Here is a 15164-nt window from a genome sequence, read left to right on the forward strand (position 1 = left end):
CGTCGTCCGGGCCAGAGCCGCCTCCCTCGAACCCTGTTCCTGCCAGCCCGGGGCGTGCGGGCCAAGTCGCCATTTGTCGGCTGCGACCAATCGGCGTATGCGGGTCCGGCCCATGGGGGGGCGCTGTTCCTGTATCTGAGTTGCGGAGTTTGTCATGCTGATCCATCTGTCGTCCTGGCCCGAGATCGAGGCCCGGCTGAAGACCACGAAGACGGTCATCGTGCCGATCGGCTCGAACGAACAGCATGGCCCGACCGGCCTTTTGGGCACCGACTGGCTGTGCCCCGAAATCATCGCCCACGCCGCCGAAAGGCAGGACGACAGCCTGGTCATCGCCCCGACCTTCAACATCGGCATGGCCCAGCACCATCTGGCCTTCCCAGGAACGATTTCGTTCCGGCCCTCGACCTTCATGGCCGCCATTTCCGACTGGGTCAGCTCGCTGACGCGACACGGCTTCGAGCGCATCTATTTCCTCAATGGCCACGGCGGCAATGTCGCGACCATCGAGGCGACCTTCGCCGAAATCTATGCCGAGTGGAGCTTCCTCGAGGAACGCGCGCCGTTCGCTCTGAAGCTGACCAACTGGTGGGACCTGCCGGGCATTCACGCCCTCTGCAGCTCGATCTTCCCGACCGGCCACGGCATGCACGCCACCCCGTCGGAAATCGCCGTGACCCAGGCGGCCTATCCCGACCGGATCAAGACCGCCGACTATGCGCCGAAGATCGCGCCGGTCGGCCCGATCCGCGATGCGCTGGACTACCGCGCCCGCTTCCCCGACGGGCGGATCGGCTCGGACCCCGCCCAGGCCAGTCCGGAAAAGGGCCAGCAGATCATCGACGCCGCCGTGCCGGCCCTGATCAAGGATGTGGCGGCCTTTTCCGCCGAGGTCGCGCCGGAATGACGGGCCGCAGGCGGGCGAAGTCCGGTCAGCACGGACCGGAACTTCTGGCCCGGGCGCCCGAGGTCATCGCCGCCCGCCTGCGCCTGATGGCCGAGGGTCTGGCGGACCCCCTGAACGCCGATCACACCGAAATGCGGCTGATGGCCAGCGAGAAGGTAGAGGCCCTGTCAGCCTCGGCGGCAGCCACCAGCCGACACTTGCATCATATTGCCGGTCAGATGTCAGAGGCCGCCTCGCGCGAGGCCGGTGAAGCCGCTCGGACGGCCCGCGCGGTCCTGACGGCGGGCAATCCCCTGACCGTCGCGTCGCTGCAAACCGCCTGGATGCTGGGCCTCTGGTACCGAGCCGCCGAGACCGGCCTTGCGCTGTCCCGGAGGATGGAGACGGCGGGACAGGACGCGCTGAGGCCCTTTCACCGGGCGACCATCGCCAATGCCGATCGGCTGAAGCGTTAAGCTGTCCGGATCACACCGCCCGAGGCCTCGACCGGCCAAGGCGTCAGGCGCGCACCGGCGCACGGGCCGCCGACGCAGGCGCCGTCCAGTGGTTCGAACACCGCCCCGTGCCAGCCACACAGGATCAGCGATCCGTCGGGGGTCAGATAGCGGTCCAGCTCGATAGCCATGGGAAAGCCCTGATGCGGGCAACGGTCGACCCACCCCGCGACCTGACCGTCCTTGCGCACCACGAACCCATGAAAATACGCCTCGCCGATCTGCAGAACAAAGCCGCGCGAACCGGGCTCGGCGATGTCGTCCAGTGCACAGAGGGCGACACCCGCCGGGGTCTTCCAGACGCGTTTGCGCTCAAGGTCGGGGGCCCCGGGCTCGGCCTCCCCGGTCATCCGTCCGTCTCGGCGCGCAGGGGACGCGACAGCAGGCTTTCTATCACCTGATCAACGGTTGCGTCCCCGGCCAGCAGGGCCGCGACCCCATAGGCGATCGGCATATCGAGGCCCAGTTTGAGGCCCAGGTCGCGGACGGCCGGCGCGCTCTGATACCCCTCGGCCACGGACCGCTTTCCGGCCAGCGCCTGCTCGACCGTCTGGCCCTGGCCCAGCGCCATGCCGAGGCTCATATTGCGCGATTGCGGGCTGGAGCAGGTCAGCACCAGATCACCGAGGCCACACAGGCCGGCGACGGTCTCGGCCCGGCCGCCCAGGGCCACGCACAGGCGGGTCATTTCGGCAAAGCCCCGGGTGATCAGGGCGGCGTGGGCGCTGCGGCCCAGCTGACGGCCCTCGACGATGCCACAGGCGATGGCCAGCACATTCTTGAGCGCCCCGCCCGCCTCGGCCCCGATCAGGTCGTCGGTCAGGTACAGGCGGAACCCGGGCGGCGACAGACGTGCCATCAAGGCCTCGCCCAGCTCGGCATCGGCGACCGCCAGGGTCACGGCCGAGGGCAGGCCGCGCGCCATCTCTGCCGCGAAACTGGGCCCCGAGAGGACGGCGGGTATGGCCTCGGGCAGGGTCTCGGCCAGCACATCGGTCATCAGCTTCAGCGTGCCGCGCTCGATACCCTTGGAGCACAGGATGACCGGCGTGCCCGGGCGGAAATGCGGGCGAAAGGCCGCCAGCGTGTCTCGCAGGTGCTGGGCCGGGGGCACCGCCAGCACCACATCGCAGTCAGACAGATCGGCCATGTCGGTGGTCGCGCGAATGGCCGGATCCAGTTCGATCCCCGGCAGGAAGGCGGCATTGACCCGGTCGCGGGTGATGCTGTCGACCACCTCGGTCTCGCGCGCCTGCAGGGTGACCGAAAAGCCCGCCCTCGCCACCACCTGGGCCAGGGCCGTGCCCCAGGCGCCGCCCCCGATCACGCCTGCCGTCTTCATCTGCATCGGTCTGCTCCGGTTTGACAGCTCATGACTTGGCGCCCTTGCGGCCCGGCGCGTGGGTAGGGTCGCTCAGCGCCCGGGCCTCGTCCAGCGGCCAGCGGGGGCGCGCCGCCACGGCCAGATCACTGGTCAAACCGAGCCGCAGCCGTTCCGCGCCCGCCAGGGCGATCATGGCGGCATTGTCGGTGCAATAGGCCATGGGCGGGGCGACAAAGTCGAATCCGCGCGCCTCAGCCACTGCGGTCAGGCGGGCGCGCACCGTGGCATTGGCCGCTACCCCGCCGGCGACGACAAAGGCGGGCCGGTCGATATCCGGATGGCTTTCGGAAAACAGGTCCAGCGCCCGCACCGAACGCTCGGCCAGCTGGCGGGCGATGACGTTTTGCACCGCGCGGGCCAGATCGGCCTTGTCGGCCTCGGTCTCAAGCCCCTGCGACAGGCGCGCGGCGGCGGTCTTCAGGCCGGAGAAGGAAAAGTCGCAATCGCGGCGTCCCAGCAGCGACCGGGGCAGGTCGAACCGCTCAGCCCCCTCATCCGTGCCGGTGGCCGCCAGCCGTTCCAGCGCCGGGCCGCCCGGATAGCCCAGCCCCATGGCCTTGGCGATCTTGTCAAAGGCCTCGCCCGCCGCATCGTCCAGCGTGGTGCCCAGCCGGCTCATGTCGCCGATGCCGCGCACCTCCAGCAGCTGGCAATGCCCGCCCGAGACCAGCAGCAACAGGAAGGGCCAGGCCACCGGCCGGCCCAGCCGCGCCGAGACCGCATGCCCCTCCAGATGGTTGACCGCCACCAGCGGCAGGCCGCGCCCCAGCGCCACGCCCTTGGCATAGCTGAGGCCCACCATGACCCCGCCGACCAGCCCGGGCCCGGCGGTCGCCGCCACGCCATCCAGATCGCTCCAGTCACAGCCGGCCTCCTCCAGCGCGCGCTTGACCACCCCGTCGATGGTCTCGACATGGCTGCGCGCCGCGATCTCGGGCACCACCCCGCCATAGGCCGCATGGTCGTCGATCTGGCTGTGGACCACCGAAGACAGCACCTCGACCGTGCCGTCTGCGGCCTGACGCACCACCGAGGCTGCCGTCTCGTCGCAGCTGGTCTCAATCCCCAGCAGGACAAGCGGCCCGGTTGCCGTGCCCGGCCCCGTGCTATAGGGCGCGGCTCTGGTGTCCATGCTCATCGGGGTGGCCACAATCCTGTTCACCGGGTCGAGGTAGCGGCCCGCAACCCGCGACGCAACGGCGACGATTCCACCATGACGCTCACCCTCCGCATCGGCACGCGCCGCTCGACCCTGGCGATGACCCAGACCGGTCACGTTCGTGACGCTCTGGCCGAGGCGCTGGGCGTGGAGGCGGCCGAGATGGACGCGCGCCTGCCGCTGGTACCCATCGTCACCACCGGCGACCGGATTCAGGACCGGCGCCTGCTCGAGGTCGGCGGCAAGGCCCTGTTCACCAAGGAGATTGAGGCTGCCCTGATCGACGGGCGCTGCGATCTGGCGGTTCATTCGCTCAAGGATGTGCCGGTCGAGCCGCCGCCCGGCCTGAAACTGGCCGCCATTCCCGTGCGGGAGGACCCGCGCGACGCCTTCGTCAGCGAACGGTTCGACAGCGTCCTGGACCTGCCCGAGGGGGCCCGCGTCGGCACCGCCAGCCTGAGACGTCAGGCGCAGCTGCTGGCCCTGCGCCCCGACCTCCGCATCGAGCTGCTGCGGGGCAATGTCGACACCCGGCTGAAGCGCGTCGCCGACGGCGAGTTCGAGGCCATCCTGCTGGCGGCCTCGGGCCTCAACCGGCTGGGTCGGGGCGACCGCATCCGCGCGCTGCTGCCGGTCGAGGATTTCGTCCCCGCGCCCGGTCAGGGGGCCCTGGCGCTGCAGACGCGCGAGGAGGGCGCGCCCGGCCTCGAGCATTGGGGCCCGGCGCTCAACCACCCTGCCACGGCACTGGCCATCATGGCCGAGCGGGCCGCCATGCGGGCGCTCGAGGGCTCCTGCCGCACCGCCGTCGGTGCCCATGCCTGGCTGGAGGGCGAGGATCTGGTGCTGATCGCCGAGCGCCTGCGCCCGGACGGCACCCGCCGCTGGCGCGAGATGGCCCGGATTCCGCTCTCCTCCGACGTCGAGGCGGCGGCCGAGGCCCTTGGCCAGACCGTCCAGAACCGCGCCCTCGCCGACGGCGAGCCCTTCGAGAACTAGGGCCATGCGCCTGTGGATCACCCGCACCCGGCCCGCCGCCCGCGATACGGCAGACCGGCTGGCGGCACTGGGTCATGACCCGGTTATCGCGCCGCTGCTGGCCGTCCGCGTCCTTGCGGGTGAGAGCCCCGTCCCCGCCCACGCGGCGCTGGCCTTCACCAGTCGCAATGCCGTGGCCGTCTGGGCCGGGCTAAGCCCCCACCGCCCCCTGCCGGTGTTCTGCGTCGGCGACGCCACGGCGGACGCCGCCCGGGCCGCCGGCTTCACCGATGTACGCTCTGCCTCCGGCGATGCCCGCGCCCTCGCCGCCCTGATCCGGAAGGCGGCCCCAGGCCCCGTTCTGGTGCCCGGCCCGGCCCGGCCCGCCGCCGACCTTGCCGCCCTCGTCGGCCCTGAGGTGTGCGTCATGCCGCGTGCGGTCTATGAGACGGTCGAGACAGATATCGCGGCCCCCGCCCCCGTCGACGGCATCCTGTTCCATTCGGCGCGCGCAGCCTCCGCCTTTGCCCGCCGCCACGCCGCCTCGGCCCCGGGACGCTGGGCCTTTGCCCTGTCCGAAGCCGTGGCCGAACCCTTGCAGGCCCTGGGCTTTGCCGAGGTTCGCATCGCCGACCGGCCGGACGAGGACGCCCTTCTCGACACGCTTCGCCCGGAGACGCTTGGCAAGCCGCCCGGCCCCGTATAAACACCGCCCTCGCGCCGGGCCGGTCAGGCCCGCCGATGTGGGCCGCCTTAGCTCAGCCGGTAGAGCATCGCATTCGTAATGCGGGGGTCAGGTGTTCGAGTCACCTAGGCGGCACCACTTCCTTCCATGACCCCATCCCCCCTTGTTCGTCATCTTCCGGGCCTCGTCGCCACCCTGGCCTTCGTCGGGCTGATCGCGCTGGGCGCGCGGGTGGATATGGCGGTGCCGGGGTCGCCGGTGCCGCAGTCGTTGCAGACCCTGGCGGTACTGGCCGCGGGACTGGCGCTGGGGCCGCGCCGGGGACTGGCGGCGGGTTTGCTTTATCTGGCTGCGGGGGCCGTGGGGCTGCCGGTGTTCGCGGGCGGGGGCTCGGGCTTATCCGCCTTGACGGGGCCGACCGCCGGCTATCTGGCGGGCTTTGTGCTGGCTGCTGGCCTCGTGGGGGGCCTGAGCGGTGATCTGATGGACCGGCCATGGGGGCGACAGATCGTCACCGCCCTCGGCCTGGCGCTGGCGGGCCACGCCATCATTCTGGCGCTCGGCTGGTCCGGGCTGGCCCTGCGGCTGGGCCCGGGAGGGGCCCTGTCGGCGGGCGTTTGGCCCTTCCTGTGGGGCATGGCGGTCAAGTCGGTGATCGTCGCCGTCGCGGCGCCGGTCCTGCTGTGCCTGCGACAGCGCTTGAACATATAAGCATATCTTTATATGTCTGGCGGCCCATCCCTGGCGTCCATGGCCGCGCGGAGTTCGCCCTTGTCCCGTACCTCCTTCCATTTCACCTCGGAGAGCGTTTCCGAGGGGCACCCCGACAAGGTCTCGGACCGCATCTCGGACACCATCGTCGACCTGTTCCTGTCGAAGGACCCCGAGGCGCGCGTGGCGTGCGAGACCCTGACGACCACCAACCGGGTCGTGCTGGCCGGGGAAATCCGCGGCAAGGGCATCTGGGAGAACGGCGGCTGGGCCCCGGGGATCGAGGCCGAGATCGAAAAGGTGGTGCGCGCGGCCGTGCGCGACATCGGCTATGAGCAGGACGGCTTCCACTGGGAGAGGCTGACCTTTTCCAACTATCTGCACGGCCAGTCGGCCGACATCGCCGTCGGGGTCGATGCCACGGAGACCAAGGACGAGGGCGCGGGGGATCAGGGCATCATGTTCGGCTATGCCTCGAATGAGACACCCGAGCTGATGCCGGCCACCCTGGCCTACAGCCACCGCATCCTGCGTCGTCTGGCCGAGCTGCGCCACGGCGGGGAAAAGCGACTTGAGCCGGATGCCAAGAGCCAGGTCACCCTGTTCTATGAGAACGGCCGCCCGGTGCGCGCCACCTCGATCGTGGTCTCGACCCAGCACGCGAAGGGCTTGTCCCAGGCCGACGTCACGGCGCTGGTGAAACCCGTGGTCGAGGATATCCTGCCCGAGGGCTTCATCACCCCTGAAACGGTCTGGCACATCAATCCGACCGGCGTCTTCGAGATCGGCGGTCCCGATGGCGACTCGGGCCTGACCGGGCGAAAGATCATCGTCGACACCTATGGCGGGGCGGCCCCGCACGGCGGCGGGGCCTTTTCCGGCAAGGATCCGACCAAGGTCGACCGCTCGGCGGCCTATGCCTGTCGCTATCTGGCCAAGAATGTCGTGGCTGCGGGTCTGGCCGACCGCTGCACCATCCAGCTCAGCTATGCCATCGGCGTGGCCGAGCCCCAGTCGATTCACGTCGACCTGCACGGCACGGGCCGGATTTCCGAAGAGGTGCTGGAGCGCGAGCTGCCGGCGCTGATCGGCGGGGCCACCCCGCGCGCCATCCGCAGGCATCTGGGCCTCAACAAGCCCATCTATGCCCGCACCGCTGCCTATGGCCATTTCGGTCGCGAGCCAGAAGCCGACGGCGGCTTCAGCTGGGAGAGGACCGATCTGGTCGACCGGCTGAAGGCGCTGGCTTGAAAGAGAGCGGCGAGTAGCGAGTGACGAGTGGCGAGACCCTTTCAACCCACCCGGTGACGCCCTATGGCTGGCAGGCCTGCTGAGCCGTACCCCGGTTCGGAACCGCAGCGCCTTCCTCGCCACTCGCCACTCGCCACTCGAAACCCATGTCCGACCCCTCCTCCTACGGCCCGATCCGCAGCTTTGGCCGCATCAAATCGCGCGCGCTGAAGCCGCGCCAGGCGGCCCTGTTCGACACCCTGCTGCCGGCGGTCGCCCTGCCGGACCCGGACGAGGGCCCGCTGGACCCGCAGGCGCTCATGCCCGGCGCGAGACAGGTGTGGCTGGAGATCGGCTTTGGCGGCGGCGAGCATCTGGCGGGGCAGGCGGCGCGCCACCCCGACACGCTGATGATCGGCTGCGAGCCCTTCCTGAACGGCGTCGGCTCGGCCCTGCGTCACATCGAGGAGGGCGGGCTGAAGAATGTCCGCATTCACGCCGATGACGCCCGCGCGGTGCTGGCCGCCCTGCCGGATGCCTCGGTCGACCATGTGCTGATCCTGTTCCCCGACCCCTGGCCCAAGGCGCGCCACGCCAAGCGGCGTCTGGTCCAGACCGATGTCGCCGCAGAGCTGGCCCGCATCCTGAAGCCGGGCGGCCGCCTGCGCTTTGTCACCGACTGGAAGGCCTATGCCGACTGGGCGCTGGCGCGGTTTCTGGAAACGCCCGGCCTGGTCTGGATGGCCGAAAGCGCCGACGACTGGCGGATCGCGCCCCCCGACCACATCCGCACCCGCTACGAGGAAAAGCGGCTGGGCGATACCGAGCCGGTCTATTTGCTCTTCGAACGCCGACGGGACGCTGTCGCGGCCTGACGTTCGGCGAAGGCGTGGATAAAGGCGTACTGACTGTCCATTTCGGGCACGGTGCGACCGCGCGCGGCCCCGACCCGGAGCACCGCCTCATCCGGGTGCAGGCCCCCGGCCACCAGCAGGCAGCAGGCAAGCGTCGGCGCCCGGCCCAGGCCGGCATTGCAGTGAATGACCATCCGCTCGCCCGCTTCCAGACGCTTGCGCAGCCGCTTCACCAGACGATCGAAGGCCGCAACGTCGGGGGGGATGTCGTGGTCCGGCACCGGAAGATTGTCGAAGGCGACGCCGTGCGCCTTGCAGACCCGGGCCTCGTCAGCGATCTCCAGCCGCTCGGCCTCGTCCGCCTCCAGCAGGGTCACGACCCGGTCGACATAGCCCAGCTGGGCCACCAGCACGGCCTCCATCGCCTCACCGCCGGGCGGCCGGCGCGACACGCCGAGGCTGCCGCGCGTGTCCTGCGGTATCCAGTGAATCTCCATGGAAGGGCCTCTAGGCGAGGAAACGGGGCTTGCAAAGCCCGATACGCGGCAAGGGGGCTGACAAGCCGCGCCGGGGGCGCTATAGGGCGGGCCACATCGTTGGACCGGCGTCAAACGGCGTCGTGATCAAGCGGCGGCCCTGAGACGGTCGGCCGCTTTTTTGTTGGAGTACAGCCCGCGTGCGCGCCAGGACCGCCGAAGACCGCGCCCTGATCGAGATGATCGACCCCATAGCCGAGACTCTCGGCCTGGCGGTGGTGCGCGTGCGGCTGATGGGGGGTACCCAGCGTCGTCGCCTGCAGGTCATGGCCGAGCGCCCCTCGGACAACGACATCTCGGTTGAGGAGTGCGCCCGTCTGAGCCGCGCCATCTCGGAAGTCTTCGACGCCGCCGATCCGATCGCCGGCGAATATCGGCTGGAGGTCTCCTCGCCCGGGATCGACCGGCCGCTGACCCGGCTGTCTGACTTCGACCTGTTCCAGGGCTATGAGGCGCGACTGGAAACCGATCGCATGATCGAGGGCCGCAAGCGCTTCAAGGGCACCCTGGCGGGGACCGACGAAGGCCATGTCTGCATCGACCTCGAGGGCGAGGAGGACACCGCCCTGATCCCGTTTGACTGGCTGGTCGACGCCAAGCTGGTCCTGACCGACGACCTGATGAAGGCGGGGGCCGAAAGGCGCGCCGCCCGTACCGCTTCCGACATCGACACCCATTCTACCGACTCCGAGGACTGACCCATGGCCGTGACCGGCGTTTCCGCGAACCGTCTCGAACTGCTCCAGATCGCCAATGCGGTGGCGCAGGAGAAGAACATCGACCGCGAGATCGTCATCGAGGCGATCGAGGAGGCCATCCAGAAGGGTGCCAAGTCGCGTTACGGTGCTCACCACGACATCCGGGCCAGCCTGGATCCCAAGACGGGCGAACTGTCCCTGACCCGCCACGTCACCATCGTCGAGGACGACTGGCAGCCCGAGGACGAGCTGGAAGAGTTCAACGACTCGGCCATGGTCCGTCTCCGCGATGCGCTGAAGCGCGATCCGGACGCCGTGGTCGGCAAGGAATATGTCGAGGAACTGCCGCCGTTCGAATTCGGTCGCGTCCAGACCCAGATGGCCCGTCAGGTCGTCACCGGAAAGGTCCGCGAGGCCGAGCGCGCCAACCAGTACGAGGAGTTCAAGGACCGCGTCGGCGAGATCGTCAACGGCACGGTCAAGCGCGTCGAATACGGCAACACCATTGTCGACCTGGGCCGGGGCGAGGGCATCATGCGCCGCAACGACTCGATCCCGCGCGAACTGTTCAACGTGGGCGACCGCATCCGCACGTACATCTATGACGTCCGGCCCGAGGCCAAGGGCCCGCAGGTCATGCTGTCGCGCGCCCACCCCGGCTTCATGGCCAAGCTGTTCGCCCAGGAAGTGCCCGAGGTCTATGACGGCGTGATCGAGATCCGCGCCGCCGCCCGCGATGCCGGCTCGCGCGCCAAGATGGCCGTCGTGTCGAACGACAGCTCCATCGACCCGGTCGGGGCCTGCGTCGGCATGCGCGGGTCGCGGGTGCAGGCGGTGGTGGCCGAGCTGCAGGGCGAGAAGATCGACATCATCCAGTGGAACCCGGACGAGCCCACCTTCATCGTTAACGCCCTGGCCCCGGCCGAGGTGTCCAAGGTCGTGCTCGATGAAGAGGCCGACCGCGTCGAGGTGGTGGTGCCCGACGAACAGCTGTCGCTGGCCATCGGCCGTCGCGGCCAGAACGTCCGCCTGGCCTCGCAGCTGACCGGCTGGCAGATCGACATCATCACCGAGACCCAGGACAGCGAGCGTCGCCAGCGCGAGTTCGCCGAACGCACCACCCTGTTCCAGGAAGCGCTGGACGTGGACGAGGTGATCGCCCAGCTGCTGGTCACGGAAGGCTTTGCCACGGTCGAGGATCTGGCCTTTGTCGAGCCCTATGAAATCTCGGACATCGAGGGCTTCGACGAGGAAACCGCCGAGGAGCTGCAGGCCCGCGCCCGTGACTTCCTGGACCGTCAGGCCGCCGAGCTGGACGCGAAGCGCAAGGACCTGGGCGTCGAGGACGGCGTGCTGGAGGTTCCGGGCGTGACCCTGCAGATGGCGGTGGCCCTCGGCGAGGCCGGCGTGAAGACGGTCGAGGACCTGGCCGATCTGGCCACCGACGAAATCCGCGGCGGCTATGAGATGAAGAACGGCGAGCGGGTCAAGGTGCCCGGCGTGCTGGAGAGCTTCAACCTGGCCCAGGAAGATGCCGAACTGCTGATCCTGCAGGCCCGCGTGGCTGCCGGCTGGATCGACGCCTCGGAACTGCCGCAGCCGGAGCCCGAGCCCGAATATGAGGCGGAGGAAGGCGAGGATTCCTATGACGCCGACGCCGTCTTCTCGGGCCAGAGCGGCGACGATGAAACGGTAGAGGATGTCGAGGGCGAGACCCTCGACACCGTCGACGCCGACCTCGACGACCGCGACGCGTGATGGGAGACCGGACCGTCCATGGGGCTCGCCGAAGCACAGGCTGAACGGGAACGCCGCGATCTGGTCACGCGCCAGGTCATGGACGAGTCTGCCCTGATCCGCTTCGTCGTGGCCCCGGACGGTCAGGTCGTGCCCGATCTGGCGCGCAAACTGCCGGGTCGGGGCCTGTGGGTCGCCGCCGACCGCGCCTCGGTCACGGCGGCTGCCAGGGGTCTGTTTTCGCGAGCCGCGAAGGCCCCGGTCCAGGCCGCCCCCGATCTGGCCGATCAGGTCGAAAGCCTGCTGGTCCGTCGCTGTCTGGAGCAGCTGGGGCTTGCCCGCCGCGAAGGCGTGCTTATCTCCGGCTTCGAGAAATCAGCGGCCGCGATCAAGGGCGGTCGGGCCGCCTGGCTGATCGAGGCCGCGGACGGCGCGCGCGACGGGCGCCAGCGCCTGATGGCCCTCATGCGGCACGCCGCCCGACCCGTCGGCCTGTGCGGCGCATTCGGGGCGGAAGAATTGAGTTTGGCCCTGGGGCTGGAAAATGCGATACACAGCGTGCTGCTTGCAGGCGGACGCGCGGATCGCTGGACCCTTGAGGTCAACAGATTGGCGGGTTTTCGTCCGCTTCATCCGCGGGAGTGGGATCGGGCCGGGCCCGGCCACACCTCCGGGGACGGACCGAACGACCCTTGTGACGATGGGCTCCTTGGCGGGCCCGGGCAGGCTGTGGACGGGCGGGGTTCCGACTCCTGAAGGGGAGGCGGGGCGCGCTCGCCCTTTTGTGTTTGATACGTGGCGTCGGGATTGTCCCGGCGTCCAGACGAAGCGACCGGATGACCGACGAGAACGACAAGACCCAGGACGGCAAGAAGACCGAGACCTCCAGCGCCACGGGCACGGGTGCCGCGACCCCGCAGACGGGACCGCGCGCGCCGCTGAGCCTGAAGCCGCGCGCGACGGGCTCCGTCTCGACCGGCACGGTCCGCCAGAGCTTCAGCCACGGCCGCACCAAGACGGTCGTGGTTGAGACCAAGCGCCGTGCCGGAGCGCCGGTGCAGCCGCGCACCCAGGGCTTTGACGTCGCCGGACGCCGGCCCGCGCCGCCGCGTGCCGAGGCCCCCGCGCCGCGCCCGACGGATGCCGGCGGCCTGTCCTCCGAGGAACAGGAAGCCCGCCGCCGCGCCATCGAGGCCGCCCAGGCCGAGCGCGCCGCCCGCGAAAAGGCCGCCGCCGCCGAGCGCGCCAAGCGCGAGGAAGCCACGCGCAAGCTGGCCGAAACCGCCCAGAGCGAAGCCGCCGCCGCGAGGGCCGCGGCCGAAGCCGCCCGGGCCGAAGCCGCCAAGCTGGGCGCGACCGCACCCAGGCCGGCCGCGCCGGCCAAGACCGAGGCCCCCAGGGCCGAGCCGATCGCCGAAAAGCCCGCGCCCGCCCCGACGACCCCTTCCGCGCCCGAGGCCCCGGCCCGTCCGGCGCGGCCCGCCGTCAATTTCGGCCAGCGCGTGCCCAAGCCCGGCCAGCCGCGCCGCGCGCCCCCCGAACGCCCCGCCTTTGGGGGGCGGTCGGCGCGCGAGGTCGCGCTCAGCGGACCGCCCGGCGGTGCCGCCGGTCGCCCCCGCGTGCCCAGCGAGCCGGTGCGCTATTCCGCCAATGCCCCGCGCCCCGCGCCGGGTGGAGCGCCCGGCGGTCGGGGAGCACCCGCCGGTCGCGGCGCGCCCGCCGCTGCCCCGGCCACGCCCGAAGTTTCGCGTCCCGCCCGTTCCGCCGGTGGTTTTGCCGGGCGCGCCGGTCGTCCCGAGGATGATCGGGATCGCCGTTTCTCGGATGCCGGTCCGGGCAAGGCCATCAGCCGCACGCGCGGCGAGCCCAAGCGCCGCGAAGGCCGTCTGACCATCCAGGCCCTGGCCGGGGGTGACGAGGACGCCGCCGAACGGATGCGCTCGCTGGCCTCGGTGCGCCGGGCCCGCGAACGCGAGAAGGAAAAGCGCAAGGGCGGCACCTCGGAAGTGCCGAACCGTCCGCGTGAAGTGGTCATTCCGGACGTCATCACCGTCGGCGATCTGGCCAACCGGATGGCCGTGCGCGGCGTGGACATCGTCAAATTCCTGATGCGTCAGGGCATGATGATGAAGATCAACGACGTGATCGATTCCGACACCGCCGAACTGGTGGCCGACGAATACGGCATGACGGTCAAGCGCGTATCCGAGTCCGACGTCGAGGAAGGCTTCCTGGCCGAGGCGGACGACGCCGACGCCACCACGCCGCGCTTCCCCGTCGTCGCCGTCATGGGTCACGTCGACCACGGCAAGACCAGCCTGCTGGATGCCCTGCGCACCACTGATGTGGCGACCGGAGAGGCCGGCGGCATCACCCAGCACATCGGTGCCTATCAGGTGCGCCTGAAGGATGACCAGCGCATCACCTTCCTGGACACGCCCGGCCACGCGGCCTTCTCGGCCATGCGGGCGCGCGGCGCCAATGTCACCGACATCGTCATCCTGGTGGTGGCGGCGGACGACGGCGTCATGCCCCAGACGATCGAGGCCATCCAGCACGCCAGGGCGGCCGACGCTCCCCTGATCGTGGCGATCAACAAGATCGACAAGCCCGGGGCCAATCCGCAGAAGGTCATCAACGAGCTGCTGCAGCACGAGGTGATCGCCGAAACCCTGGGTGGCGACACCCAGATGATCGAGGTCTCGGCCAAGGAACGCACCAATCTCGACGCCCTGATCGAGGCCATTCTGGTGCAGGCCGAGGTCATGGACCTGCGCGCCAACCCCGACCGCTCGGCCGAGGGTGTGGTGATCGAATCCAAGCTGGACAAGGGCCGCGGCCCCGTGGGCACCGTGCTGGTCAAGCGCGGCACCCTGCGTCGTGGCGACATCGTCGTGGCCGGCTCCGCCTGGGGCAAGGTTCGTGCCCTGCTGGACGAACGCAACGCCCAGCTGGAAGAGGCCGGACCCTCGGTTCCGGTCGAGATTCTGGGCCTGGACGAGCCGCCCTCGCCCGGTGAGGTGTTCGCCGTGGTCGAGACCGAGGCCCGCGCCCGCGAGCTGACCGACTTCCGCGAGCGCAAGCAGCGTGAAAAGGCGACCGCCGCCAACCCCGTGTCGCTGGCCGACATGATGGCCAAGCTGGGCTCGAAGAAGATCTCGGAACTGCCCGTGGTCATCAAGGCCGATGTGCAGGGCTCGAGCGAGGCCATCGCCGGATCGCTGCAGGCCATGGGCAATGACGAGGTCCGCGCCCGGGTCGTCTTCCAGGGTGCCGGCGGCATCACCGAAAGCGACGTCAACCTGGCCAAGACGGCGGGGGCCCCCATCCTGGGCTTCAACGTCCGGGCCTCGAAGCAGGCGCGCGAGCTGGCCGATCGGGAAGGGGTGGAGATCCGCTACTATTCGATCATCTACGACCTGCTCGACGACATGAAGGGCGTGCTGTCGGGCATGCTGGCGCCGATCCAGCGCGAGACCTGGCTGGGCAATGCCAAGGTGCTGCAGGTGTTCGACATCTCGAAGGTCGGCAAGATCGCCGGCTGCCGGGTCAGCGAGGGCGTGGTCCGCAAGGGTGCCCGCGTCCGGATCGTGCGCGACGACATCGTCGTGCTGGAACTGGGCACGCTCAACACGCTCAAGCGCTTCAAGGATGAGGTCAATGAAGTGCCCTCGGGCCAGGAATGCGGCATGCAGTTCCAGGGCTTCCAGGACATCAAGGAAGGCGACCTCATCGAGTGCTTCACCGTCGAGGAGATCAAGCGCGAACTGTAGACGCGCCTGATCATCACC

15 protein-coding genes and 1 tRNA gene are annotated in these 15164 nt (G+C 69.8%); 12 read left to right on the forward strand and 4 right to left on the reverse strand.

The window, feature by feature from the left end:
• Window positions 1–154: 154 nt before the first annotated feature.
• Both IBJ06_RS07840 and IBJ06_RS07845 read left to right on the forward strand, forming a co-directional pair.
• Window positions 155–907 carry a creatininase family protein gene (locus tag IBJ06_RS07840; RefSeq protein ID WP_292158951.1) on the forward strand — a complete coding sequence of 251 codons (753 nt, stop codon included), beginning with the start codon at window positions 155–157 and terminating at the stop codon, window positions 905–907.
• On the forward strand, window positions 904–1362 hold the full coding sequence (locus tag IBJ06_RS07845; RefSeq protein ID WP_292158953.1) for a phasin: 459 nt from the start codon (window positions 904–906) through the stop codon (window positions 1360–1362). The genes IBJ06_RS07840 and IBJ06_RS07845 overlap by 4 nt, the downstream gene beginning before the upstream one ends.
• Here IBJ06_RS07845 and IBJ06_RS07850 read toward each other — a convergent pair.
• Genes IBJ06_RS07850 through tsaD form a run of 3 tightly spaced genes read right to left on the reverse strand, consistent with a single transcriptional unit; the run spans window position 1359 to window position 3917 of the window.
• Complete coding sequence (locus tag IBJ06_RS07850) at window positions 1359–1751, reverse strand: Rieske (2Fe-2S) protein (protein WP_292158955.1); 393 nt, start codon at window positions 1749–1751, stop codon at window positions 1359–1361. The two genes, IBJ06_RS07845 and IBJ06_RS07850, sit on opposite strands and share 4 nt — an antisense overlap.
• Complete coding sequence (locus IBJ06_RS07855) at window positions 1748–2749, reverse strand: NAD(P)H-dependent glycerol-3-phosphate dehydrogenase (RefSeq protein ID WP_292158956.1); 1002 nt, start codon at window positions 2747–2749, stop codon at window positions 1748–1750. Before IBJ06_RS07855 ends, IBJ06_RS07850 begins: the two co-directional genes overlap by 4 nt.
• Before the next feature lie 22 nt (window positions 2750–2771).
• Complete coding sequence (gene tsaD, locus IBJ06_RS07860) at window positions 2772–3917, reverse strand: tRNA (adenosine(37)-N6)-threonylcarbamoyltransferase complex transferase subunit TsaD (RefSeq protein ID WP_292159412.1); 1146 nt, start codon at window positions 3915–3917, stop codon at window positions 2772–2774.
• Between the two features lie 81 nt (window positions 3918–3998).
• Between tsaD and hemC the strand changes: the two genes are divergently transcribed.
• From hemC to trmB, 6 genes are all read left to right on the forward strand, one after another.
• Window positions 3999–4943, forward strand: coding sequence for a hydroxymethylbilane synthase (gene hemC, locus IBJ06_RS07865; protein WP_292158957.1), 945 nt, complete (start codon window positions 3999–4001; stop codon window positions 4941–4943).
• 4 nt (window positions 4944–4947) lie between these two features.
• Window positions 4948–5628, forward strand: coding sequence for a uroporphyrinogen-III synthase (locus IBJ06_RS07870; RefSeq protein WP_292158958.1), 681 nt, complete (start codon window positions 4948–4950; stop codon window positions 5626–5628).
• 41 nt (window positions 5629–5669) lie between these two features.
• Window positions 5670–5745 (forward strand) — tRNA-Thr (locus tag IBJ06_RS07875).
• Window positions 5746–5754: 9 nt separating this feature from the next.
• Window positions 5755–6318 (forward strand): biotin transporter BioY, encoded by a 564-nt coding sequence (locus tag IBJ06_RS07880; protein WP_292158959.1) that lies wholly within the window; start codon window positions 5755–5757, stop codon window positions 6316–6318.
• 60 nt (window positions 6319–6378) lie between these two features.
• On the forward strand, window positions 6379–7569 hold the full coding sequence (gene metK / locus IBJ06_RS07885; protein WP_292158961.1) for a methionine adenosyltransferase: 1191 nt from the start codon (window positions 6379–6381) through the stop codon (window positions 7567–7569).
• Between the two features lie 146 nt (window positions 7570–7715).
• Window positions 7716–8423 carry a tRNA (guanosine(46)-N7)-methyltransferase TrmB gene (trmB, locus tag IBJ06_RS07890; protein ID WP_292158962.1) on the forward strand — a complete coding sequence of 236 codons (708 nt, stop codon included), beginning with the start codon at window positions 7716–7718 and terminating at the stop codon, window positions 8421–8423.
• On the opposite strand, the gene IBJ06_RS07895 is transcribed toward trmB, so the two are convergent.
• Entirely contained in the window at window positions 8381–8899 is a 519-nt protein-coding gene (locus IBJ06_RS07895; protein WP_292158964.1) for a protein-tyrosine phosphatase family protein, read from the reverse strand. The genes trmB and IBJ06_RS07895 overlap by 43 nt on opposite strands.
• A gap of 179 nt (window positions 8900–9078) precedes the next feature.
• Here IBJ06_RS07895 and rimP point away from each other — a divergent pair, with 179 nt between their 5' ends.
• From rimP to infB, 4 genes are all read left to right on the forward strand, one after another.
• Window positions 9079–9636: a ribosome maturation factor RimP gene (gene rimP, locus IBJ06_RS07900; protein WP_292158966.1), complete on the forward strand. Its 558-nt coding sequence runs from the start codon at window positions 9079–9081 to the stop codon at window positions 9634–9636.
• A gap of 3 nt (window positions 9637–9639) precedes the next feature.
• Entirely contained in the window at window positions 9640–11394 is a 1755-nt protein-coding gene (gene nusA / locus IBJ06_RS07905) for a transcription termination factor NusA (RefSeq protein ID WP_292158968.1), read from the forward strand.
• Window positions 11395–11412: 18 nt separating this feature from the next.
• Entirely contained in the window at window positions 11413–12129 is a 717-nt protein-coding gene (locus tag IBJ06_RS07910) for an RNA-binding protein (RefSeq protein ID WP_292158970.1), read from the forward strand.
• A gap of 80 nt (window positions 12130–12209) precedes the next feature.
• On the forward strand, window positions 12210–15146 hold the full coding sequence (gene infB / locus IBJ06_RS07915) for a translation initiation factor IF-2 (RefSeq protein ID WP_292158972.1): 2937 nt from the start codon (window positions 12210–12212) through the stop codon (window positions 15144–15146).
• Window positions 15147–15164 lie beyond the last annotated feature (18 nt).

Source organism: Brevundimonas sp. (assembly GCF_016742135.1).
Lineage (GTDB): Bacteria > Pseudomonadota > Alphaproteobacteria > Caulobacterales > Caulobacteraceae > Brevundimonas.